At 74.5% G+C, this 21,451-nt stretch carries 19 protein-coding genes; 8 read left to right on the forward strand and 11 right to left on the reverse strand.

Annotated features, from left to right (window positions below; all coding sequences use genetic code 11):
* Positions 1-101: 101 nt before the first annotated feature.
* From ABZ716_RS15115 to ABZ716_RS15130, 4 genes are all read left to right on the forward strand, one after another.
* Complete coding sequence (locus tag ABZ716_RS15115) at positions 102-758, forward strand: phosphatidylserine decarboxylase (protein WP_045951332.1); 657 nt, start codon at positions 102-104, stop codon at positions 756-758.
* Positions 745-1,605, forward strand: a complete 861-nt coding sequence (gene pssA, locus ABZ716_RS15120) for a CDP-diacylglycerol--serine O-phosphatidyltransferase (RefSeq protein WP_351879924.1) — start codon at positions 745-747, stop codon at positions 1,603-1,605. Before ABZ716_RS15115 ends, pssA begins: the two co-directional genes overlap by 14 nt.
* 399 nt (positions 1,606-2,004) lie before the next feature.
* On the forward strand, positions 2,005-3,507 hold the full coding sequence (locus ABZ716_RS15125) for an AlkA N-terminal domain-containing protein (protein ID WP_358959213.1): 1,503 nt from the start codon (positions 2,005-2,007) through the stop codon (positions 3,505-3,507).
* Entirely contained in the window at positions 3,504-4,013 is a 510-nt protein-coding gene (locus ABZ716_RS15130) for a methylated-DNA--[protein]-cysteine S-methyltransferase (protein ID WP_358959215.1), read from the forward strand. The genes ABZ716_RS15125 and ABZ716_RS15130 overlap by 4 nt, the downstream gene beginning before the upstream one ends.
* Position 4,014: 1 nt before the next feature.
* On the opposite strand, the gene ABZ716_RS15135 is transcribed toward ABZ716_RS15130, so the two are convergent.
* From ABZ716_RS15135 to ABZ716_RS15145, 3 genes are read right to left on the reverse strand one after another with little or no spacing between them, the layout of a single operon-like run.
* Positions 4,015-4,443: a hypothetical protein gene (locus tag ABZ716_RS15135; protein ID WP_358959219.1), complete on the reverse strand. Its 429-nt coding sequence runs from the start codon at positions 4,441-4,443 to the stop codon at positions 4,015-4,017.
* A 56-nt stretch (positions 4,444-4,499) separates the two neighbouring features.
* Positions 4,500-5,000: an NUDIX hydrolase gene (locus ABZ716_RS15140; protein WP_358959222.1), complete on the reverse strand. Its 501-nt coding sequence runs from the start codon at positions 4,998-5,000 to the stop codon at positions 4,500-4,502.
* 53 nt (positions 5,001-5,053) lie between these two features.
* A complete protein-coding gene (locus tag ABZ716_RS15145; protein ID WP_358814577.1) occupies positions 5,054-6,775 on the reverse strand; it encodes a BCCT family transporter in 1,722 nt (573 codons plus the stop codon).
* 142 nt (positions 6,776-6,917) lie between these two features.
* On the opposite strand from ABZ716_RS15145, the gene ABZ716_RS15150 reads away from it, so the two are divergent.
* Positions 6,918-8,066 carry a glycerate kinase gene (locus ABZ716_RS15150; protein ID WP_358959224.1) on the forward strand — a complete coding sequence of 383 codons (1,149 nt, stop codon included), beginning with the start codon at positions 6,918-6,920 and terminating at the stop codon, positions 8,064-8,066.
* A 367-nt stretch (positions 8,067-8,433) separates the two neighbouring features.
* Here the strand turns inward: ABZ716_RS15150 and ABZ716_RS15155 are convergent, their stop codons facing one another.
* A complete protein-coding gene (locus ABZ716_RS15155) occupies positions 8,434-9,030 on the reverse strand; it encodes a cysteine hydrolase family protein (protein WP_358959226.1) in 597 nt (198 codons plus the stop codon).
* A gap of 89 nt (positions 9,031-9,119) precedes the next feature.
* Here ABZ716_RS15155 and ABZ716_RS15160 point away from each other — a divergent pair, with 89 nt between their 5' ends.
* Together ABZ716_RS15160 and ABZ716_RS15165 are read left to right on the forward strand one after the other, a co-directional pair.
* Positions 9,120-10,106 carry a helix-turn-helix domain-containing protein gene (locus tag ABZ716_RS15160; RefSeq protein ID WP_358959229.1) on the forward strand — a complete coding sequence of 329 codons (987 nt, stop codon included), beginning with the start codon at positions 9,120-9,122 and terminating at the stop codon, positions 10,104-10,106.
* Positions 10,103-12,904, forward strand: a complete 2,802-nt coding sequence (locus ABZ716_RS15165; protein WP_358959231.1) for a SpoIIE family protein phosphatase — start codon at positions 10,103-10,105, stop codon at positions 12,902-12,904. The genes ABZ716_RS15160 and ABZ716_RS15165 overlap by 4 nt, the downstream gene beginning before the upstream one ends.
* A gap of 12 nt (positions 12,905-12,916) precedes the next feature.
* On the opposite strand, the gene ABZ716_RS15170 is transcribed toward ABZ716_RS15165, so the two are convergent.
* The 7 genes from ABZ716_RS15170 to ABZ716_RS15200 form a co-directional block, all read right to left on the reverse strand.
* Positions 12,917-14,980, reverse strand: coding sequence for a SpoIIE family protein phosphatase (locus ABZ716_RS15170; protein ID WP_358959233.1), 2,064 nt, complete (start codon positions 14,978-14,980; stop codon positions 12,917-12,919).
* Between the two features lie 106 nt (positions 14,981-15,086).
* The gene (locus tag ABZ716_RS15175; protein WP_355969766.1) at positions 15,087-15,572 is read right to left on the reverse strand and encodes a DUF3574 domain-containing protein; all 486 of its coding nucleotides are present in this window, start codon (positions 15,570-15,572) and stop codon (positions 15,087-15,089) included.
* A gap of 86 nt (positions 15,573-15,658) precedes the next feature.
* Positions 15,659-16,573 (reverse strand): DNA-binding protein, encoded by a 915-nt coding sequence (locus tag ABZ716_RS15180; protein ID WP_358959236.1) that lies wholly within the window; start codon positions 16,571-16,573, stop codon positions 15,659-15,661.
* Complete coding sequence (locus tag ABZ716_RS15185) at positions 16,570-17,778, reverse strand: MAB_1171c family putative transporter (protein ID WP_358814570.1); 1,209 nt, start codon at positions 17,776-17,778, stop codon at positions 16,570-16,572. The genes ABZ716_RS15180 and ABZ716_RS15185 overlap by 4 nt, the downstream gene beginning before the upstream one ends.
* A complete protein-coding gene (locus ABZ716_RS15190) occupies positions 17,775-18,434 on the reverse strand; it encodes a hypothetical protein (RefSeq protein ID WP_358959239.1) in 660 nt (219 codons plus the stop codon). The genes ABZ716_RS15185 and ABZ716_RS15190 overlap by 4 nt, the downstream gene beginning before the upstream one ends.
* A gap of 129 nt (positions 18,435-18,563) precedes the next feature.
* Complete coding sequence (locus ABZ716_RS15195) at positions 18,564-19,751, reverse strand: aromatic amino acid transaminase (RefSeq protein WP_358959241.1); 1,188 nt, start codon at positions 19,749-19,751, stop codon at positions 18,564-18,566.
* On the reverse strand, positions 19,744-20,751 hold the full coding sequence (locus tag ABZ716_RS15200) for a DMT family transporter (protein ID WP_358959243.1): 1,008 nt from the start codon (positions 20,749-20,751) through the stop codon (positions 19,744-19,746). The genes ABZ716_RS15195 and ABZ716_RS15200 overlap by 8 nt, the downstream gene beginning before the upstream one ends.
* A gap of 199 nt (positions 20,752-20,950) precedes the next feature.
* Between ABZ716_RS15200 and ABZ716_RS15205 the strand changes: the two genes are divergently transcribed.
* Positions 20,951-21,433 carry an Lrp/AsnC family transcriptional regulator gene (locus ABZ716_RS15205; RefSeq protein WP_351879876.1) on the forward strand — a complete coding sequence of 161 codons (483 nt, stop codon included), beginning with the start codon at positions 20,951-20,953 and terminating at the stop codon, positions 21,431-21,433.
* Positions 21,434-21,451 lie beyond the last annotated feature (18 nt).

Here is a 21,451-nt window from a genome sequence, read left to right on the forward strand (position 1 = left end):
TGGCTTGCCCAGTTGTTGCGCGCAACCGATAGCATTCCAGTAAAGCCGCCGTCCCGTCCCCCCGTTTGCGGCGCGGCAATCACCCGCTACGAAGGTCATCCATGCCCCACAGCCAAACCTCTGCACCTCGCGACAGCCGACTCGGCGTACGCCTCGCGCGCGGAGCATCGCCGTGGCTTCTGCCGACCGTTGCCACCGCGGCCCTCAGCCTGACCCGGGCCCGCAAGTCCGGGCGCTGGGCCGCTGTGGCCGTGCCCACCACCGCGCTCGCGGCGGGCATGCTGTGGTTCTTCCGCGACCCCGAGCGCGAGATCGCCCAGGGCCGCGTCATCTCGCCCGCCGACGGCGTGGTGCAGAGCATCATGCCGTGGAAGGACGGGCGCACCCGCGTCGCGATCTTCATGAGCCCGCTGAACGTCCACGTCAACCGCGCGCCGCTGGCCGGCACGGTGACGTCCGTGGAGCACATCCCCGGCGGGTTCGTCCCGGCGTTCAACAAGGAGAGCGAGAACAACGAGCGCGTTGTCTGGCACTTCGACACCGAGCTCGGCGACATCGAGATGGTGCAGATCGCCGGCGCCGTCGCCCGCCGCATCGTCCCCTACCTGCCGGCCGGCACCAAGGTGGAGCAGGGCGAACGCATCGGTCTGATCCGCTTCGGCTCCCGCGTCGACATCTACCTCCCGGAGGGCGTCGAGGTCGCGGTCGAGGTCGGTCAGGCCACCACCGCGGGGGTGACCCGAATTGACCGTGACTGACCCCGGTACTCCTGCCACCGGCTGGGTGCCCGAATCCGCCCCGGAGGAGTCCGCCGAGGACGACATGCCGCTCTCGCTGCGGCTGTCGATAGCGGACACCCTCACCCTGGGCAACGCCACCTGCGGATTCATGGCGGTGTACTTCACCACCACCGGGATCCTCATCCCGCACCTCACCGGCAGCGGCGAGTCCGGCATGGCCCGGCACAGCGCGGCCACCGCGGTGATACTGATGCTCCTCGCGGCGGTCTTCGACCTCTTCGACGGCATCGTGGCCCGCAAGCTGCGCAGCTCCCCGATGGGCGCCGAGCTGGACAACCTGTCCGACCTGATCAGCTTCGGGCTGGCGCCGGCGTACTTCGTGCTGGTCTACGGCATGGTCGCCGACGACGCGCACCAGAAGGTGTCGGCGCTGGCGGCCATCGTGGTCCTGCTGGCGGTGGTGCTGCGGCTGGCGAGATTCAGCTGCGTGACGATGAAGGACGGCATGTTCCAGGGCATGCCGAGCCCCTTCGGTGCGCTGACGGTCGTCTCCATCGTGCTGCTGGAGCTGCCGTTCGTGCCGACCCTGCTGGCGATCGTGGGCGTAGCCTGGCTGATGGTGAGCCGGGTCGAGTACCCGAAGCCGCGGGGGGCCCTCGCGGCGGCGATGCTCAGCTGGATCGTCGGGGCCATGGGGCTCCTGGCGGCGTGGGCGTTCGACGCGCCGGGCGGGCAGCTGCTGCTCCAGACGGGGTGTGCGCTGCAGATCGCTCTGGCGGCGACGATTCCGCTGTTCGCCACCACTCGGCGGGCGAACACGTTCCGCCACAACCGGCGCGAGGCGCGTGCGGCGCAGCTGCCGTAGGCTGCCGCCCGCTTCCGAAGGCCCCGGGGTGCCACTTGGCCCCCGGGGCCTTCGCCGTTCCCGGGGGCGGGGCCGGGGGTTCCGCTGCGCGGGGCGGGGTCCCCTGCCCGCCCTTCGCCCGTTCCTCCCCCAGCTACCGCTGGGAGGTGCCCCCTGGGGCTCCGCCCCGGACCCCGCGCCTCAATCGCCGGCGGGGCTGATTCCGGCCCCGCCGGCGATTGAGGCGCGGGCGCGGTAGCGCCGTGTCCGTAGCCGCGCCGGCGACTGAGGCGGAAACGGAGAAAGGGCGGGGAGGGGACCGCTCCGCGCGGCTGCAGCCCGCACCCCCGCCCCGGGACGGTTAGCCTTGATGTCGGAAAACCGCCAGCTCGCCGCCGCGGCGGCCGGAATGCTGGAGCCATGTACACCGACACCGACCGCTGCGTGCGGGCCGTGCAGTCGAAGGACGCCCGTTTCGACGGGTGGTTCTTCACCGCGGTCCGGACGACCGGCATCTACTGCCGGCCCAGCTGCCCGGCCGTGCCGCCCAAGGTCGAGAACATGAGCTTCCTGCCCAGCGCCGCCGCCTGCCAGCAGGCCGGCTACCGGGCCTGCAAGCGGTGCCGGCCCGACACCAGCCCCGGCTCCCCCGAGTGGAACGCCCGCGCCGACGCCGTCGCCCGCGCGATGCGGCTCATCCAGGACGGGGTCGTGGACCGCGAAGGGGTCCCGGGGCTCGCCGCCCGGCTCGGCTACTCCGCCCGGCAGGTCGAGCGGCAGCTGGGCGCCGAGCTCGGCGCCGGCCCGCTGGCCCTGGCCCGGGCCCAGCGCGCGCAGACCGCCCGGCTGCTGATCGAGACCTCCGAGCTGCCCATGGGCGACGTGGCCTTCGCCGCCGGTTTCTCCTCCATCCGCAACTTCAACGAGACGGTCCGGGAGGTCTTCGCCCTCACCCCCGGCGAGCTCCGGGCGCGCGCCGCGCGGGCCGGGCAGCGTGAGCCGCGTATCCCCGGGACCCTGAGCCTGCGGCTGCCCTACCGGGCCCCGCTCCACCCCGACAACCTCTTCGGGCACCTCGTCGCCACCGCCGTGCCCGGCGTGGAGGAGTGGCGCGACGGGGCCTACCGTCGGACCCTGCGGCTGCCCCACGGCTCGGGGATCGTCGCCCTCACCCCCGGCCCCGACCACATCGGCTGCCGGCTCGCCCTGACCGACCTGCGGGACCTGACCATCGCCATCAGCCGCTGCCGGTGGATGCTCGACCTGGACGCCGACCCCGAGGCCGTGGACGGGCAGCTGCGCACCGACCCGCTGCTGGCCCCCCTCGTGGACAAGGCCCCCGGGCGCCGGGTGCCCCGTACCGTCGACGCGGCGGAGTTCGCCGTACGGGCGGTGCTGGGGCAGCAGGTGTCCACCGCCGCCGCGCGGACCCATGCGGCCCGGCTGGTGAGCGCGTACGGGGAGCCCGTCGAGGATCCGCACGGCGGTCTGACCCGCCTGTTCCCCTCCCCCGGGACGCTGGCGGGGCTCGACCCCGAGGCGCTGTCCATGCCGCGCAGCCGCCGCACCACCCTGACCACCCTGGTCACGGCCCTGGCCGACGGTTCGCTGCCGCTGGGCATCGACAGCGACTGGGAGGCGGCCCGCGCCCGGCTGGACGCCCTGCCCGGCTTCGGCCCGTGGACCACCGGGATCATCGCGATGCGGGCCCTGGGCGACCCGGACGCCTTCCTCCCCTCCGACCTGGGGGTCCGCAAGGCGGCCCGGGGGCTGGGGCTGCCCTCGACGCCCGCCGCGCTCACCGCCCGCGCGGCCGGCTGGCGGCCCTGGCGGGCGTACGCCGTCCAGTACCTGTGGGCGACCGACGACCATCCGATCAACCGCATGCCCGTGCCCGTGCGCGCCGAAGGAGCATCCTCGTGAGCAGTGCCAGCAGCAAGTACCACACCGTCGTCGACAGCCCCTACGGGCCGCTCACCCTCGTCGCCACCGACGGGGTCCTCAGCGGGCTGTACATGACCAGCCAGCGCCACCGCCCGCAGGAGGAGTCCTTCGGCGAGCGGGTCGCCCCGCAGGAAGAGCCGTTCCCGGAGGTGGCACGGCAGCTCAGCGCGTACTTCGCCGGCGAGCTGACGGAGTTCACCGTCCCCGTCCGGCTGGAGGGGACCGCCTTCCAGCGCAGCGTGTGGGAGCAGCTCGTCCGGATCCCGTACGGCCAGACCTGGTCGTACGGGCGGCTGGCGGCGGAGCTGGGCAGGCCGGGTGCCTCCCGTGCGGTGGGCCTGGCCAACGGGAAGAACCCGGTCAGCATCGTCGTGCCCTGCCACCGCGTGATCGGCGCCTCCGGGTCGATGACGGGCTACGGCGGCGGGATCGAGCGCAAGGTGCGGCTGCTGGAGTTCGAGAGCGGCGCCCGGGCCGCCCGGTAGGTCAGACCACGGCCAGCGGAACCAGGAGCGCGAAGCCCGCGCCGGCCTCGACGGCGTAGGCGTACAGGGAGGGGTGCTGGACCGGAGCGGCGAGCAGGACCACGCCCTGCTGGGTCGCGGCGGCCTTCACCCACTCCTCGTCGGCGCCGAGCCGGCCCTGGTACCAGCCCTCGCAGGGGCCGGGGCCGGTGACGGCGAGGACGTCGTCCTCCCGGCGGTAGAACGCCTGCCAGCCCTCGGCGGGCGCCGACCACGCCTCGAAGTCCTCGAAGGAGGCCCAGCCGCCCTCGCGGATCGCGGTGTCGAACAGCCAGACCGGCATCCCCTCGGGCGACACCTCGCCGCCCGACTGCTCTTCGGTGGTGAAGTGGACCATGGGAAGGGCGTCGGGACCGTCGGCCGTGCTCGGCCAGGCGTACATCGTGATCATCTGTTGATTCTGCCCTGGGGGGTGGGGTTCGGGACAGGCTTGGGAGCCGCCGGGTGTCAGGTCCGCACGGGGCGGCGGCCGTTCTCCAGTTCCACCGTCCCCTCGCCCGATTCCAGTACGCGGCACGCCTCTTGGGCGCGCAGGCCGAGGGAGCCGAGGAGGTAGGCGGGGAGTTCGGCGGGTTCGACGAGCTTCCAGGAGAGCAGTTCCTCCTCCTGGAGGGTGAGGGAGGCCAGCTGCGCGGCGTCGAGCACTCCGCCGTCGTAGAGATAGGCGACCAGCGGAGGGCGGCCCTCGCCCACGCTCCAGTCGACGGCGAGGAGCCGGCCCAGGGGCAGGTCGAGGCCGATCTCCTCGGCGCTCTCGCGGCGGGCGGCGGTGCGCGGCGACTCGTTCCGGTCGGATTCGACGGTGCCGCCGGGCAGGGCCCAGCCCTCGCGGTAGTTGGGCTCGACGAGCAGGACCCGGCCCCGCTCGTCCCGGTAGAGGGCGGCCGCGCCGGCCAGCACCCGGGGCAGGCTCGCGATGTAGGTGGCGTAGTCATCCGTGGTGGTCACGCCGCCACCCTAGCCGGGGTCTGCGGGCGCCCGTCCCGGTACCCCGCGGCCCCTCACCCCTCGGGGTCCGCGCCGTTCTCGCGGTCACGCCCCCGGGACTCGGCGAGGCGGCGCAGCCGGGGGTGGCGGGCCGGTCCGCTCTCGCTGACGGCCTCGCCCACCATGGCCCGGACGGCGTCCCGCAGGCCGTGCAGGGCGGGGTGGCGGGCGGGTCCGGCGGCGGGGTCCTCGCGCAGTTCGCGCAGCAGCGCCCAGCACAGCAGCAGCATGACGACGACGAAGGGCAGGGCCACGAGGATGGTGGCCGTCTGGAGGGACTTCAGGCCGCCCGCGACGAGGAGGACGGCGGCGACGGCGGCCATCAGGACGCCCCAGGTGACGACCAGCCAGGTGGGCGGGTGGAGGGAGCCGCGGCTGGTGAGGGAGCCCATGACCAGGGAGGCGGAGTCTGCGCTGGTGATGAAGTACGTCATCACCAGCGCCATGGCCACCCAGGAGGTGAGGGTGCCGAGCGGAAGGGCGTCGAGCATCGCGAAGAGGGATGCCTCGGCGCCCTCCTTGGCCTTGGCGCCGAGGTCGGCGGCGCCGGTGGAGTCCAGGCGGATGGCCGTGCCGCCCATGACGCAGAACCAGATGACGGTGGCGCCGGAGGGGACGAGGAGCACCCCGACGAGGAACTCGCGGATGGTACGGCCGTGGGAGATCCGGGCGATGAAGGTCCCGACGAAGGGGGCCCAGGAGAGCCACCAGGCCCAGTAGAAGATCGTCCAGGTGCCGAGCCAGGCGCTGTCGGTGAAGGCGCCGGTGCGGCTGGCCATGGGGATCAGCTCGTGCAGGTAGTCGCCGACGCTGGCGGGGATCACGTCGAGGACGTAGACGGTGGGGCCGAGGAGGAAGACGAAGACCATCAGGGCGGCGGCGAGCACCACGTTGAGGGTGCTGAGCCATTTGACGCCCTTGTGCAGGCCGGAGAAGGCGGACAGCACGAAGGCGGCGGAGAGCGAGCCGATGATGATCAGCTGGACGCCGGTGGAGTCCTTGATCCCGGTGGTGATGCCCAGGCCCTGGGAGACCTGGAGGGCGCCGAGGCCGAGGCTGGTTGCGGTGCCGAAGACGGTGGCGAAGACGGCCAGCAGGTCGATGGCCTTGCCGGGCCGGCCGGCGGCCCGGCGGGCGCCGATGAGGGGGACGAAGGCGGAGCTGAGGCGGTTGCCGCGGCCCTTGCGGAAGGTGGCGTAGGCGAGGGCGAGACCGGCGATGCCGTAGATGGCCCAGGGGGTGAGGGTCCAGTGGAAGAAGGAGTAGTCGAGGGCCGCGCGGGCCGCGTCCCCGGTGCGGGGGGCGGCGCCGCTGGCGGGGGGCGGGGCCAGGTAGTGAGTGAGGGGTTCGCCCACCCCGTAGAACATCAGGCCGATGCCCATGCCGGCGCTGAACATCATCGCGATCCACGCGAGGTTGCCGAACTCGGGTTCGGAGTCGTCGGCGCCGAGCCGGACGCGGCCGAAGCGGCTGAGGGCGAGGACCACGCACAGGACGAGGAAGATGTCGGCGGCGATCACGAACAGCCAGGCGAAGTTGGACAGCACCCAGGCGAGGGCGGAGCCGGAGGCGGCGTCGAAGGAGCCCTTGCCGAGGGCGGCCCAGGCGACCACGGCGAGCACGACGGCCACCCCGACGAGGACCACCGTGCGGTCGGGTGTGCCGTCCGGCGGGCCGCCGCGGGGCTCCGCGCCGGGGGCGTCCGGACGTGCCGCTTCCAGTGATTCCGCGCTCATGCGGCCACACTATGCAGGCGTATATCCGTATTTAGGGGTATGGCGCGCCGCATGTGGCCCAGGCCACTCATGGGCATAGGAGGATCCTCCGGATAAGCTCGGGGTGGCGCGACTGCACGTTCGATAGCAAGGGATCAGCAAGGTGACGGACGGGGCAGTAACTGAGGCCGCGCGCGTGCTCATCGCCGCGGACAAATTCAAGGGCTCGCTCACGGCCGTTCAGGTCGCGGAGCGGGTGACGGCCGGCCTGCGCAGGGCCGTACCGGGCGTGGAGGTCGAGACCCTCCCCGTCGCGGACGGCGGCGACGGTACGGTCGCGGCCGCCGTGGCGGCCGGGTTCGAGCGCCGGGAGGTCCGGGTCACCGGTCCCCTCGGCGAGCCGGTCACGGCCGCTTTCGCGTTCCGCGACGGCACCGCGGTGGTCGAGATGGCCGAGGCATCCGGGCTCCAGCTGCTGCCCGCGGGCACCTTCGCCCCGCTGACGGCCACCACGTACGGCTCCGGCGAGCTGCTGAAGGCCGCGCTGGACGCGGGGGCGCGCTCGATCGTCTTCGGGGTCGGCGGCAGCGCCACCACCGACGGCGGCGCGGGCATGCTGGCCGCGCTGGGCGCGGTGTTCCTGGACGCGGCCGGTGAGCCGGTGGGCCCGGGCGGCGGCGCCCTGGCCTCGCTGGCCTCGGCGGACCTGTCGGGGGTCGACCCGCGCTTCGCGGAGGTGGACCTCGTCCTGGCCAGCGACGTGGACAACCCGCTGACGGGCCCCAAGGGGTGCGCGGCGGTCTACGGCCCGCAGAAGGGGGCGTCCCCGCAGGACGTGGCGGCCCTGGACGCGGCCCTCGGCCACTACGCGCAGGTGCTGGAGAAGGCGATCGGCCCCCGGGCCGCCGAGCTCGCCGCCTCCCCCGGCGCGGGCGGCGCGGGCGGCATCGGCTACGGTGCGCTGCTGCTGGGCGCGAGCTTCCGGCCGGGCATCGAGCTGATGCTGGAGGTGCTGGGCTTCGCCCCGGCGCTGGAGCGGGCCACGCTGGTCATCACCGGTGAGGGCTCCCTGGACGAGCAGACCCTGCACGGCAAGGCCCCGGCCGGTGTCGCGGCGGCGGCGCGGGCCGCCGGCAAGCCGGTGGTGGCGGTGTGCGGGCGGCTGCTGCTGGGCCAGGAGGCCCTGGAGGCGGCGGGCATCCGCAAGGCGTACCCGCTGACGGCCCTGGAGCCGGATCCGGCGAAGTCCATCCCGAACGCCGGTCCCCTGCTGGAGCGCGTCGCGGAGTCCATCGCCGCCGAGCTCCTGTAGCCGAGGCCGCCTCCTGAGGGCTCCGCCCCCGTACCCCCGCCCTGCGGGCGCGGCGGGGCCGGGGGGTGGCGGGAGCCGCCACAGCCCTGCGGGCCGCTTCCCCCCAGCTACCGCTGGGAGGTTGCCCCCAGGGGCTCCGCCCCGGACCCCGCGCCTCAAACGCCGGCGGGGCTGGAATTGGTGCGGCCCGCCGGCCGCCCGCGGCTGGGTTCGCCGCGGAGCGGGGCCGGCGTTTGAGCGCACCGGGCGCGGAAGGCGCGGTGCCGGGGTCCGGGGCGGAGCCTTGGGAACGGTCGAAGTGGGGGTCCCCCCAGACTGAGTCCGGGGGAGGGTGGGGGGCGGCTCCGCGCAGCGGAAGGCGGCGGCACTACGCGGGCTTCGTGGCCGACAGGACCGCGGCCGTGGTGACCACCTGGGCGAAGTCGCCGCCGTGGAGGTTGACCGCGGTGGCCGCGGAGAGCTGGTCGGCGGTCAGGGTCAGGCCGGCCGGGCCCGTGAGGTCGAACGTGTGGGTGGCGTCCAGCGGGACCAGGACCTCGTAGCCGAGGTTGCCCGCCATCCGGGCGGTGGTCTCCACGCACATGTTCGTCTGGATGCCGGTCACCACCAGCTGCCGGATGCCCCGTCCGGCCAGCCACTCCCCCAGGTCGGGCGTGCCGTAGAAGGACGAGTTGACGGTCTTGGTGACCAGCAGGGACTCCTGCCCCAGCCGGCCGGCGACGAAGTCCTTGAAGGCGTGGCCGGGCTGGTCCGGTGCGAGGACGGAGCCGGGGCGGCGGGAGGCGTGCCGGACCAGCACCACCGGGCGGCCGGACTCCTGCCAGGCGTCCATCAGGGCGGCGATGTTCTCCTCGGCGGCCGGGTTGTTGCGCGGACCCCAGAAGGAGGGGTCGTCGAAGCCCTTCTGCACGTCGATGACGATCAGGGCACTGTCGGGGGCGATCTCGATCGCGTTCTCGGTCATGGGTCGATCATGTCCGTCGGGCCGCGGGCACCCCAGCGGCTCCGGGGACGCGAAACGATGAGATCCTGCCGGCCTGGCAGGATGGACCGATGCACCGCGTCGCCATCGTCGCCCAGCCCGGGATACGGGCCTTCGACCTCGCCGTCATCACCGAGGTCTGGGGTCCCGACCGCAGCCGCACCGGCGTACCCCCGTTCGAGCTGCGCCGCTGCGCGCTGGAGCCGGGGCCCATCACCCTGCCCGGCGGCCTCACCCTCGCCCCCGACCGGGGCCTGGACTGGCTGGACGAGGCCGATCTGGTCGTCGTACCGGCGCTCGCCGAGCCCGGCGACCCGACGCCGGGGCCGGTGCTGGCCGCCCTGCGGCGGGCGCACGCCCGGGGAGTGCCGGTGGCGGCGCTGTGCGCGGGGGCCTTCGTCCTGGCCGAGGCGGGACTGCTGGACGGCCGCCGGGCGGTGACGCACTGGTGGCTGGCCCCGCAGCTGGCCGCCCGCTACCCGGCGGTGCTGGTGGAGGAGGCCCCGCTGTTCGTGGAGGACGACGGGCTGTGGACCTCCGCCGGGGTCGCCTCCGGCATCGACCTGTGCCTGCACCTGGTGCGCGAGGCCCACGGCGCGGAGGCCGCCGCGGCCATCGCCCGCTCGATGGTCACGGGCCCCTTCCGCGCCGGGGACCACGCCCAGTACCTCGACCGGCCCACCCCGGGGGCCGACCGCACCGCCGAGGCGCTGGCCGCCGTACGCCAGCGGGCCCTGCGCCGGCTGCACGAGCCGCTGGACGTGGCCACCCTGGCCCGGTGGGCGGGGATGTCCCCGCGCTCCTTCGCCCGGCACTTCGCGGCCGCGACCGGCACCACCCCCCACAAATGGCTGCTCGGCCGACGGCTGGACGAGGCCCGCAAGCTCCTGGAACGCACCGACCACCCGGTGCCCGAAGTGGCCCGCCGGGCGGGCTTCGCCAGCGAGGTCACCTTCCGCCAGCACTTCCGGACGGCCTTCGGGCGCGGCCCGCGCGCGTACCGCACGGCGGCGGCCAACGCTCTCCCGGGCGGAGACAGTGTTAGAAAGGGCTCATGACCGGACGTTCGGGTCGGCACAGGGATACGCGGTCGGCGGGCCTGCTCGCGCGCATCTCGCTGGCCCGGGACAGCCTCGCCGGCCAGGTGTTCTCCCTCCAGGCCCTCATCGTGCTGCTTCTGATCACGGCCGCCGCCCTGGCGCTGGTCTTCCAGGCCCGCCACGACAGCGAGAAGGACGCCCGCAACCGCTCCCTCGCCGCCGCCGAAGCCTTCGCCCACGCCCCGGGGCTGCCCGCCGCCCTGGCGGCCGCCGATCCCACCGCCGAGCTCCAGCCGCTCGCCGACGGCGCCCGCAAGGCGTCCGGGCTCGACTTCATCGCCGTCATGACCCCCGACGGCGTCCGCTACACCGACGCCCGGCCCGACCTGATCGGCAAGCGCGCCACCGGCGACCTCGCCCGGGCGGCCGCCGGGCACTCCTTCACGGAGGTCTTCCGGGGCGCCCCCAGTGACGCCGTCCGCGCCGTGGTCCCCGTACGGGACGCGCAGGGCAAGGTGGTCGGGCTGGTCTCCACCGGCATAGAGGTCACCAACGTGGGCCAGACGGTCCAGGGCCAGCTGCCGCTGCTGATCGCCGCCGCCGTGGCCGCCCTGCTGCTGGGGACCGCGGGCGCCGCCCTGGTCAGCGGGCGGCTGCGACGCCAGACCCGGGGCCTGGGCGCCGCCGAGCTGGCCCGGATGAACGAGCACCACGAGGCGGTGCTGCACGCGGTGCGCGAGGGCGTGCTGATCGTCGGCGGCGACCACCGGCTGCTCCTCGCCAACGACGAGGCCCGCCGGCTGCTGGACCTGCCGCCCGACGCCGAGCAGCGGCACGTGGGCGAGCTCGGGCTCGATCCGGGCACCGCGGAACTGCTGCTGTCCGGGCGGGTGGCGACGGACGAGGTCCACCTGGCGGGCGACCGGCTCCTCGCCGTCAACGTACGGCCCACCGCGCCCTTCGCCGGGCGCCCCTCGGGCAGTGTGATGACCCTGCGCGACACCACCGAGCTCGCCGCGCTCTCCGGCCGCGCCGAGGTGGCCCGGGAGCGGCTCCAGCTGCTGTACGACGCGGGGGTGCGGATCGGCACCACCCTGGACGTGGCACGCACGGCGGAGGAGCTGTCGGACGTGGCCGTGCCGCGCTTCGCCGACTTCGTCACCGTCGAGCTGCTGGAGCCGGTGCTGCGCGGGGAGGAGCCCTCGCCGGTGGCGGGGATGCACACCAGGATGCGCCGGGCGGCGATGACGGGCGTACGCACCGACCAGCCGCTCCAGCCGGTCGGGGACACCATCGTCTTCGCGGTGCCGGACGCCCCGATGGCGGAGGCCCTGGACGCCGGGAGGGCGGTGCTGGCCGCCGACCTGAACGCCGCGCGGGGCTGGCGGGCGGCCGACGCGGACGGGACGCGGGTGGCCCTGGAGTACGGGTTCCACTCGCTGATCTCCGTACCGCTCCAGGCGCGGGGCGTGGTGCTGGGAATGGCGAACTTCTGGCGGGCGGCGGACACCCCGGAGGCGTTTGACGAGGAGGACCTGTCCTTCGCGGAGGAGCTGGCGGCGCGCGCGGCCGTCTCCATCGACAACGCCCGCCGCTACACCCGCGAGCACGCCACCGCCGTGACCCTCCAGCGCAGTCTGCTGCCGCGGGTGCTGCCGGACGTGTCCGCGGTGGAGACCGCCTTCCGGTACCTGCCGGCGAAGGCGGGGGTGGGCGGGGACTGGTTCGACGTGATCCCGCTGCCGGGGGCGCGGGTGGCGCTGGTGGTGGGCGACGTGGTGGGCCACGGGGTGCACGCGGCGGCGACGATGGGCCGGCTGCGCACGGCGGTGCACAACTTCTCGACGCTGGACATGCCGCCCGACGAGCTGCTGGGGCACCTGGACGAGCTCATCGACCGCATCGACCAGTTGGAGGGCGGCGCGGCGGCCGAGGGCGCCGACGCGGACGAGGAGCTCGGGCAGGTGGCCGAGGAGGCGACCGGGATCACCGGCGCCACCTGCCTGTACGCCGTCTACGACCCGGTGTCGGGGCAGTGCGTCATGGCCAGCGCCGGCCACCCGGGGCCCGCCCTGGTCCACCCCGACGGGCGGGTGGAGTTCCTCCAGCTGCCGACCGGGCTCCCGCTCGGGGTGGGCGGGATGCCCTTCGAGGCGGCGCGGCTGGCCCTGCCGGAGGGCAGCCGGCTGGTGCTGTTCACCGACGGTCTGCTGGAGGACCGCGACCGGGACTTCGACGCCGGGCTGGAGCTGCTGGGCCGGACCCTGGCCCGGCCGGAACGCAGTCCCGAGCAGGCGTGTGCGGACGTCCTCGCGGCGATGCTGTTCCCGGCGCCGAGCGACGACATCGCGCTGCTGATCGCCGAGACGCGGCGGCTGGATCCGCACCTGATCGCGGAGTGGGAGGTCCCCGACGACCCGTCGGCCGTCTCGCGGGTGCGGCGCACGGCGGCCGCGCAGCTGGAGGCGTGGGGGCTGGAGGACCTCTCGTTCACCGCCGAGCTGGTGCTGAGCGAGCTGATCACCAACGCGATCCGGTACGGAGGCGAGCCGATCCGGGTCCGCCTGCTGAACGACCGGAACCTGATCTGCGAGGTCTCCGACGCCAGCAGCACCTCCCCGCACCTGCGGTACGCGGCCACCACCGACGAGGGCGGCCGCGGGCTGTTCCTCGTCGCCCAGTACGCGGAGCGGTGGGGCACCCGCTACACGGAGCGGGGCAAGGTCATCTGGGCGGAGCTGTCACCCGCCTCGGGCGCGGAGCAGGCGCAGCCGTTCGAGCTGGACCTGGACGCCCTGGGGGACGCGGACTGGTGACCCCGCCCGGGGCTACGCCGTGGTGCGGGCCAGCAGGACCGCCACGTCGTCCTGCGGGGCGGCGGGCAGCAGCCGGGCCAGGATGTCCTCGCACAGCTCCTCCAGCGGCCGGGCGGGCCCGCGCAGGGCCCGGGCGAGCCGTTCCATGCCCTCGTCCAGGTCCCGGCCGCGGGCCTCGATCAGCCCGTCGGTGTAGAGGGCGAGGAGACTGCCGGGGGGCAGCGGGACGGTCTCGGTGCGGAAGGTGCGCCCGCCGGTGCCCAGGGGGGTGCCGGAGGGGCCGCGCAGGAAGGTGACCGTGCCGTCGGCGGAGACCAGGGCGGGCGGCGGGTGGCCGGCGCGGGCGATGACGCAGCCGCCGGTGGCCGCGTCGTGGACGGCGTAGACGCAGGTGGCCATGGTGTCCTCGCCGAGGTCGGAGACGGCGGCGTCCAGGGAGCGGAGCATCCGCGCGGGCGGTACGTCGTGCCGGGCGAGGGTGCGGACGGCGGTGCGCAGCTGGCCCATGACGGCGGCGGCGTGGATGCCGTGGCCCATCACGTCGCCGATGACCAGGCCGGTGCGGCCGCGGGGCAGCTGGATGACGTCGTACCAGTCGCCGCCGACGTCGTGCTCGCTGGCCGGCAGGTAGCGGCCGGTGAGCTCCAGGCCGGGGACGCCGGGCAGGGCGCTGTTGGTGAGGCTGCGCTGGAGGGTGAGGGCGGCGTGGCGCTGGCTGGTGTACATGCGGGCGTTGTCGATGTTGAGGGCGGCCCGGGCGACGAGTTCGTCGATGAGGACGCAGTCCTGCGCGTCGAAGGGCTCGCGGCTGCGCAGCCGGGTGACGGCGACGGCGCCGAGCACCTTGCCGCGGGCGACGAGCGGGACCATCCGGGCCGAGCCGAGGGCGGCGAGGTAGGCGCGCAGGGCCCCGGCGCGGGGGTCGGTGATCAGGGCGGGGACGTCGGTGGCGTAGAGGTTCATGGGCACGCCCTCGGCGAGGACCCGTTCGTAGACGGACCCGGCGGGGATCTGGATCTTCTGGCCGGGGGCCAGACGGTCGGTGGGGGCGCCGGGGTCGGGAAAGGTGGCGGCGAGGCGGCGCAGCACCCCGTGGGTGGCGGCGGGGGCCGCGTGGGTCTCGTCGGGGTCCAGGACGGCTTCGAGGAGCTGGACGTCGGCGGAGTCGGCGAGCTGCGGGACCAGCAGGTCCACGATCTCCTGGGCGGTGCGGCCCAGGTCGAGGGTGGTGCCGATGCGGGTTCCGGCCTCGGCGAGGAGGGCGAAGCGGGTGCGGGCCCGTTCGGCCTCCAGCTGGGCGCGCTGGCCCTCGGTGATGTCGATGAGGGAGGCGATCAGGCCGAGGACGCGGCCGCTGCCGTCGAGGAGCGGGGCGTAGGAGCAGGACCAGGTGCGGTCGTGGCCGGGGTCGGCGGGGGTGCGGCCGGTGCGGCGGACGTCGAGGACGGGGGTCCCCCGTTCGAGCACCTGGCGCATGGTGGCTTCGAGGGCGGTGGCGTTGACCCCGGGGACCACCTCGGTGAGGCGTCTGCCCAGGTGGTCGGCAGCGGGGACGCCGTTCATCCGGGCGAGGGCGTCGTTGACGCGTACGAAGCGCAGGTCGGGGCCGAGGGTGGCGAGTCCGATCGGGGACTGGGTGAACAGGCTCTGGAGGGCGGCGAGGGAGTCCCGCATGCGCAGGACCTCGGAGGTCTCGACCGCGATGAGGAGGGCGCCGGTGCGGCCCCCGGGGTCGGTGGCGGGCACGATCCACATCTCCATCGCGACCCGGTGGCCGTCGCGATGGCGGACGGGCAGCGTGCCGACGACGGTCTCGCCGGCCTGGACGCGGCGGGTCAGCTCCTCGGCGAGGTCCCGGTTGGTGTCGGGGACGAGGACGGCCGTGCCGGGCCGGCCGATGATGTCCTGGGGGCGGTGGCCGAGGAGTTCCTGGGCCGCCAGGGACCACTCCACGACGCGCCCGTCCGCATCCTCCCGCCACAGGGCGATCGGCAACAGCTCGCGCAGGACGCCCGCGTACCCGACGGCCGCCTCGGGCGGATCGGGCACCCTGCTCGCCGACTGGTACGTGTCCAATACACCGACCTCACCCCGGGGGGTCCAATTCGTACCGATTCACCCTATCCGAGCGCTCGGCCCGGGGCGCTGCGGCGCCGGGGCCTCCCCCGGCGCCGGCCGCCTCTCAGAAGTCGACCTGGGCGCGGACGTCGGCCCGGCCCACGGACTCCAGCTCCCAGGTGGTGCAGTACAGGCGGCGGATGTACTCGATGTCGGCGTTGCGGGCGGCGGCCTCGCGCACCGGGTACATCACGGTGAGCTCGTACGATCTCTCGCGGTTGATGTCGCCGTCCTTGTCACGCCACTGGCCGCGCCCCTCCTGGAGGGTCAGCCCGGAGGGGAACCGGGGGGTGATGACGTCGGCGACGAACTTGTTGAACTCCTCCTCGGTGATGGGCGGGTTCCCGTTGTGCCGGCCCGTGCCGAAGTACAGGTGCGTGGAGATGTACGGGCTGCCCTGCTCGGCGGCGGGCTGCGCGGCCGGGGCGGCCGAGGCGGCGGGCGTGCCGAAGGCGGCCTGTGACACCGGGCCGCCGAAGGCGAGCAGGAGGGCCGCCGTGGCCAGCAGGCCGGCCGCGGGCGTGGAGATCCTGATCCGTGGGGAGCGCATGTCGTCGTCCTGTCCGTGGGTGTGAGTGGGGTGGGGGGTGGGGCTGGGGGTGTGCGTCCGGCCGCGTCGCGGACGGCGGGGGCCGGTCAGGCCGGCAGGGATTCCCGCAGGTGGGCCGCCGCGTCCCGGAGCGGGGCCGGGACTCCGGGGCGGCGGCGCAGGCCGGCCGCCGTGGCGGCGAGGGTCTCGGTGGTGCGGACGGAGCCGATGCGGGCGGCGCCGGGGGCCACCCGGCCGATCAGCTCCTCCGCCTCCCGCCAGGCCCCGGCCCCGGCGAAGGCCGCGAGGAGCTGCGCGGTGAACAGGTGCCGGTAGGCGGGGCCGGGCGCGGTGGCCGCCTCGTACAGCAGGGGGACGGCCCGGTCCCAGCGCCGCAGCCGGGCCTGGACCCAGCCCTGGTGGCCGAGCAGCTCGGTCTCGTCGATCCACCAGGCCCAGTGCGGGTCGCGGCGCGAGACCCCGTCCAGGAAGCGGCTCCGGGCCCGGGCGATCAGTTCCAGGGGCTCGCGCCGGGCGCCGAGCAGGGCGGTGGCATGGGCCCGGCGGATCAGGACGAGGCTGGCGACCCGGGCCGGCAGCGGGCGCGGCCCGGCCACCCGGGCGGCGGCTTCGAGGGCGGCGCGGGGGCGGCCGGTGTGGGTGGTGAGCATGCTGTGGTTGAGCAGGGTCAGCCGGGCCGTCCAGCGGTCCCCGCAGAGCCCGGCCAGGGCCAGCGCGCGGGCGTTCATCCGGTGGGCGGCGCGGTAGCGGCCGGCGTCGAAGAGGATCCAGCCGATGACCTCGGACAGCTCGGCGAGCGCGGCGAGCCGGTCGGCGCCGAGGCCGCACAGCGAGGCGGGGTCGGCCCACAGCTGCGGGATCCCGCGCACGGATTCCCGTACGGCGGCCACGGCGGCGGTCGCGCCGTGCCCGGTGTCGAGGGCCACCAGACGGGCGACGGCCCGGGCGGCGCGGGGGGCCAGCCCCGCGGGGTCCCCGGCCTCCCCCTGCGGCGGCGTCATGACAGCAGGCCGGCGCCGGCCCGGCCGGGGCGGCCCTGTCCGAGCTGCTGGAAGGACGAGGCGACCTGGCTGAGCCACTCCACCTCGTCGCGGAAGTCCTCGTACGGGGGACGGACGGGGATCTCGGAGGCGTCGGCGCGTTCGGCCCGCTCCTCGGCCGGCCGGCTGAGCACCGCGCGCAGCTGGAGGGCCTCCCCCAGCGGCGAGGTGGGGTCCTCGGGCAGCTCCAGGGAGCGGGCCACCCGCGAGAAGTCCTCCAGGGACAGCGAGGTGCGCAGGATCAGCTGGCCGTCGCGGATCTCGATGACCCGGCGGTAGAGGCGGTAGTGGGGGTCCCGGGGCGGCACCAGGTCGCGCAGCCAGGACCGCGGCGGGTCCAGGGCGATGTCGGGCGACGCCTGGTACAGCGCCCACCACAGGGGCCGCAGCCGGCGCCAGGAGCGGTAGGAGCGGATCCAGCCCCGGGCGCGGGTGATCCGGATGCCCCAGGAGGGGATGGTCCAGCCGGCGATCTGGAGCAGGGCGCCGACGCTGCCGGCCGTCCACTGGACGGGGTCGAGGGCGCTGCCGTCGAAGTCCAGGCGGGTCCCGGCGATCTGCACGCCGCGGGTGACGCAGTAGACCAGGATCATGCTGGCGCCGACGGTGACGGTGCGCATGCCGACCTTGAGCCACTGGCGGTTGGCCATGGTGGTGAAGCGCAGCGACAGCCGTACGGTCTCGAACTGGCCGACCGCGCAGATCAGCAGGTAGAAGGACATGTACACGGCGTAGCCGCCGTGCTGGATGCTGAGCAGGATCGTGGAGGTCGCCGTCTCGGAGTGGGCCACCGGGCCGACGGCGAAGGAGGAGACGACCAGCACCGCGAGCGCGGCGCCGAAGCCGAGCACGCGGCGGCGTGCCATGCGGCGGGCCTCGGCGGGCGGCGAGGACCAGTAGACGAGGACGACCTGCTGCGCGGCGGTGAGCACCACGACCGCGGCCTGGGTGATCAGCGAGGTGATGTTGGGCAGCCCGAAGAAGGCGGAGATGTGCAGCCGCAGCGCGTCGAGGTCGACCAGGAAGCTGATGCCGGAGCAGAGGAAGTAGGTGCACAGCGCCCACAGGGCGACGTCGTGCCGTCGGCGCAGCAGGTCCGGGAGCCGGTAGGCGAAGGCCGCGAGGCCGACGAAGGCGCAGACCCACGCGAGGATCGCGTAGATCACGCCGGCCCCTGCTCGGGCCTGCCCAGGCCGCTCTCGATCCGGGCCACGATCTCGGCGGCCTCCTCCGGCACCCCCCAGGCGGGTTCGGTCCAGCGCTTGTTGGCGCGGGCCAGGATCAGGGAGGCCATCGTCTCGGCCTCCTGCTCCTCGTCGTCGCTGTAGCGGGAGCGCATGAGCACGCCGCGGACGGCCTCGGGGTCGACCTCGGAGAACAGCAGGCCCGCTTCGCCGGCCCCACCCGCACCGCCCGCACCGCTCGCCCCGCCTGTCGCGCCCGTACCGTCCGGCTCCTGTGCGGCGGGACCGGTTTGGTCCAGTCGCAGGGAGCCCTTGTGGTCGAAGGCGATATGGGCCAGTTCGTGGGCGATGATGTGTTCCTTGTGCGACGCCGAAGCCGCCTTCTCGAAGGCGATGATGTCGAAGTCATCTGTTTTCAGCCATATCCCGAACAGGTGGCGTTCGGGAAAGGCCGTGGGGATCAGATGGATGGGACGCCCGCGCTGCGCGCTGAGGTACGCGTGGAGTTCGTCGATGCCGCAGCCGTGCTCCATGCCCCATTCCGCGAGCAGTCCCTCGCAGGTCCGGCGTACCTTCTTCAGCCGACGCCTGATGGTCCGGTCCTCCGACGCCGGTAACGCGGAGCCAGGCAACTTCATCCCTCAGTCCTCCGGCGAACCCAGCGGTCGACAACGCGGCCATGATGCCACAGGGCCAACTCGCCACCGGGGGACGTGAGTTCTATCCGGCCATTCTCCAGGGGCCTTCGACCGGCGCGCACCGCCGGTTCAGCGGCCGGCGAGCACCCCGGCCACTCCCCGTGCGAGGCAGCCGATCCGGTCCGCGCCGATACCCGCGATGTTGATCCGGCCGGCGGTGGTCCCGTAGATCGCGTACTGCCGCCGCAGCCTCAGCATCTCCTCGGCGGTGAGCGGCAGCATCGAGAACATCCCCCGCTGACGGGCGAGCGAAGCCGCCTGTGCCTCCCAGCCCCGCTGCGCCAACTGCGCGGCGAGCTCCGAGCGGTTGGCCTCGATACGGCCGCGCATCAGGTCGAGCTCGGCCCGCCAGGCGGCCCGCAGGCCCGCGTCCTCCAGGACGGCCGTCACGACGGCGGCCCCGTGCTCGGGCGGCATCGAGTACAGGGTCCGGGCGGCGTTCTGCAGGGCCGTCTCGGCGTGCCGCACGGCCCGCTCGGAGGCGCCCAGGACGATGGCGCAGCCGGTGCGGTCGCTGTACAGGCCGAAATTCTTCGAGCAGCTCACGGCGACGAGCATCTCCGGCACCCGCTCGGCGAGCAGGCGCGTGGCCCGCAGGTCGGCCTCCAGCCCGTCGCCGAGGCCGTGGTAGGCCAGGTCGACGAAGGGCACCCAGCCGTCGCGGGCCGCGAGGGCGGCCAGGGCCTCCCAGTCCTCGGGCTCGGGGTCCACGCCGGTGGGGTTGTGGCAGCAGCCCTGGAGCAGCACGACGTCGTCGCGGCGGGCGCGGGCCAGGTCGCGCAGCACTCCCGCCGCGTCGAAGCCGCCCTCGGCGTCGCGCCAGCCGTACGTGCGGACCCTCAGCCCGGCCGCCTCCAGGATGGGGCGGTGGTTGACGTAGGCCGGGTCGCTGATCCACACCGTGGCGCCCGGGCGGGTCCGGCAGATCAGGTCGGCCAGCAGCCGCAGCGCGCCCGAGCCGGCCACGGTCTGGACGGCCGCGGCCCGGCCGGAGGGGCCCCCGTCACCGAGGACGAGGGTGAGCAGGGCCCGGTTGAAGGCGGCGTTGCCGGACAGGCCCCGGTACTCCTTGGACTCCGAGCGCTCCGCCAGCCGGATCTCGGCCTCCCGGACGGCGGCCATGACGGGCGTCCGGCCCGTGTGGTCGCGGTAGACGCCCAGCACCAGGTTCAGCCGCTCGGCCCGCTCGTCGGAGCCGAACTCGTACGTCAGGTCCCACAGCGGGTCGGTGGGCGGCGGGGGGAGGAGCTCAAGCATCTGCGGGGACCTCGGGACGGGGGTGGACGGAGGGGCGGGTACGGGTTCCGGGGCGCCGGTTGGCGAGGACCACACCGGCGGTGATGAGGGGGACGCCGACGAGTACGGCGGCGGTGGGCGACTCGCCGAGCACGGGGACGGCGAGCAGGACGACGACGACGGGGCTGAGGCTGCCCACGACGGAGCTGCGCTCGGCGCCCAGCCGGCGGATGGCGAAGGCGTACAGCAGACCGGCGCAGAGTCCGACGCCGAGCCCCTGCACCACGAGGAACAGGGCGATGTCACCGCCGGCCGCGTGCCCCAGGCCCGTCGGCAGGACCCCGGCGAGGACCAGCAGCCCGATCACGGCGAAGGAGGGCAGGCACAGCAGGCCGATCGACCCGACGGGGTCGAGCTCCACGTCGCGCAGCCCGACGGTGTACAGGGCCCACAGGCCGCTGGCCACGAGCAGGGTGCCGGCCCCCTCCAGCACAACGGCGTCGACGGGGACGACGTAGCGCCACACCAGGGCGGCCACGCCGGCCGCGATCAGCGCGAGTCCGGCCACCTGCGTGCCCCGGGGCAGGCCGTGCCCGCGGGCCGCCATCAGGGCGGAGACGAAGAGCGGGACCATGCCGGGGACGATCGAGCCCACGAAGGCCGCCGAGGTCAGGGAGCCGCCGTGCATCGCCGCGAGGAAGAACGGCACACCGGCCCCGCAGACGATCTTCAGAGCGGCTCCGGGCCGGACCGCGGCGATGCGCCGCCTGCGCCGCCACAGGGCGGGGGCCAGCACGAGGACGGGGACGCCGAAGCGCAGCAGGGCGGCGTCGGCGGGCAGCAGGGTGGAGGCGCTGAGGGCGCGGGCGCTCAGGGCGAAGGCGGCCCAGATGGCCACGGTCACCGTGAGGGCCACCATGCCCTCGGCGTGCGGGGAGAGCCCGAACCGGCCCCGGTGGGAGGCCGGCGGGGACGCCGCGGCGGAAGGCGCGGACGCGCCGGTGGTGTGGGTCGCGCCCAAGGGATGCACTCCAGCCTGTGAGAGCGGGCCGGTCCGGCCCGTTCACCGGCAACGTTAGGGCGTGGGCCGGGGCAGCCGATTGCCAGTTCTGCCGTTCGGACATACGTTTGGGGCAGGATCTGCCAAGAATCGCTGAGAAGACACCGCGAAGACACCGCGAAGGCACCGAGAAGGCGCCACGGAACCCCCGGGAGTGGCCATGGACGCCGTCGACCTCCAGATCATCCGGGAGCTCCAGGCCGACGGACGGCTGTCCAACCAGGACCTCGCCGACCGGGTCCGGCTGTCGCCCTCGCCCTGTCTGCGCCGGGTCCGCCGGCTGGAGGAGGCGGGCCTGATCCGGGGCTACACGGCGGTGGTGGACCAGGTCGCCTTCGGGCTGCCGATCACCGTCTTCGTCCGGATCCGGCTGGAGCGGCACACGAAGGAGGCCGTCGCCGCGTTCGAGCAGCACGTGGCGGTCATCGAGCACATCCAGGACTGCTATCTGATGGCGGGCAGCAGCGACTACCTGCTCCGTGTGGTCATCGAGGACCTGGAGGCGTACGAGGCGCTGGTCCGCCACCGGATCCACGCCATCCCCGGCATCGCCTCCATCGAGTCGAGCTTCGCGTTCGGCAGCGTCAAGCAGTCCCGTACCTACCCGCGGCCCGCCCCGGGGACGGCCGCGCGGAGCCTGTGAGGCCGGGCCACGGGGCCG

Origin of the sequence: Streptomyces sp. NPDC006687, assembly GCF_040636215.1 — a bacterium.
Taxonomy (GTDB): domain Bacteria; phylum Actinomycetota; class Actinomycetes; order Streptomycetales; family Streptomycetaceae; genus Streptomyces.

Excerpts from the sequence above, each read along its gene's own strand:
- ABZ716_RS15115 (WP_045951332.1), top strand. The coding sequence starts at position 102 with ATGCCCCACAGCCAAACCTCTGCACCTCGCGACAGCCGACTCGGCGTA.
- ABZ716_RS15125 (WP_358959213.1), top strand. The coding sequence starts at position 2,005 with ATGTACACCGACACCGACCGCTGCGTGCGGGCCGTGCAGTCGAAGGAC.
- ABZ716_RS15135 (WP_358959219.1), bottom strand. The coding sequence starts at position 4,443 with ATGATCACGATGTACGCCTGGCCGAGCACGGCCGACGGTCCCGACGCC.
- ABZ716_RS15145 (WP_358814577.1), bottom strand. The coding sequence starts at position 6,775 with ATGAGCGCGGAATCACTGGAAGCGGCACGTCCGGACGCCCCCGGCGCG.
- ABZ716_RS15155 (WP_358959226.1), bottom strand. The coding sequence starts at position 9,030 with ATGACCGAGAACGCGATCGAGATCGCCCCCGACAGTGCCCTGATCGTC.
- ABZ716_RS15160 (WP_358959229.1), top strand. The coding sequence starts at position 9,120 with ATGCACCGCGTCGCCATCGTCGCCCAGCCCGGGATACGGGCCTTCGAC.
- ABZ716_RS15165 (WP_358959231.1), top strand. The coding sequence starts at position 10,103 with ATGACCGGACGTTCGGGTCGGCACAGGGATACGCGGTCGGCGGGCCTG.
- ABZ716_RS15175 (WP_355969766.1), bottom strand. The coding sequence starts at position 15,572 with ATGCGCTCCCCACGGATCAGGATCTCCACGCCCGCGGCCGGCCTGCTG.
- ABZ716_RS15180 (WP_358959236.1), bottom strand. The coding sequence starts at position 16,573 with ATGACGCCGCCGCAGGGGGAGGCCGGGGACCCCGCGGGGCTGGCCCCC.
- ABZ716_RS15190 (WP_358959239.1), bottom strand. The coding sequence starts at position 18,434 with ATGAAGTTGCCTGGCTCCGCGTTACCGGCGTCGGAGGACCGGACCATC.
- ABZ716_RS15195 (WP_358959241.1), bottom strand. The coding sequence starts at position 19,751 with ATGCTTGAGCTCCTCCCCCCGCCGCCCACCGACCCGCTGTGGGACCTG.
- ABZ716_RS15205 (WP_351879876.1), top strand. The coding sequence starts at position 20,951 with ATGGACGCCGTCGACCTCCAGATCATCCGGGAGCTCCAGGCCGACGGA.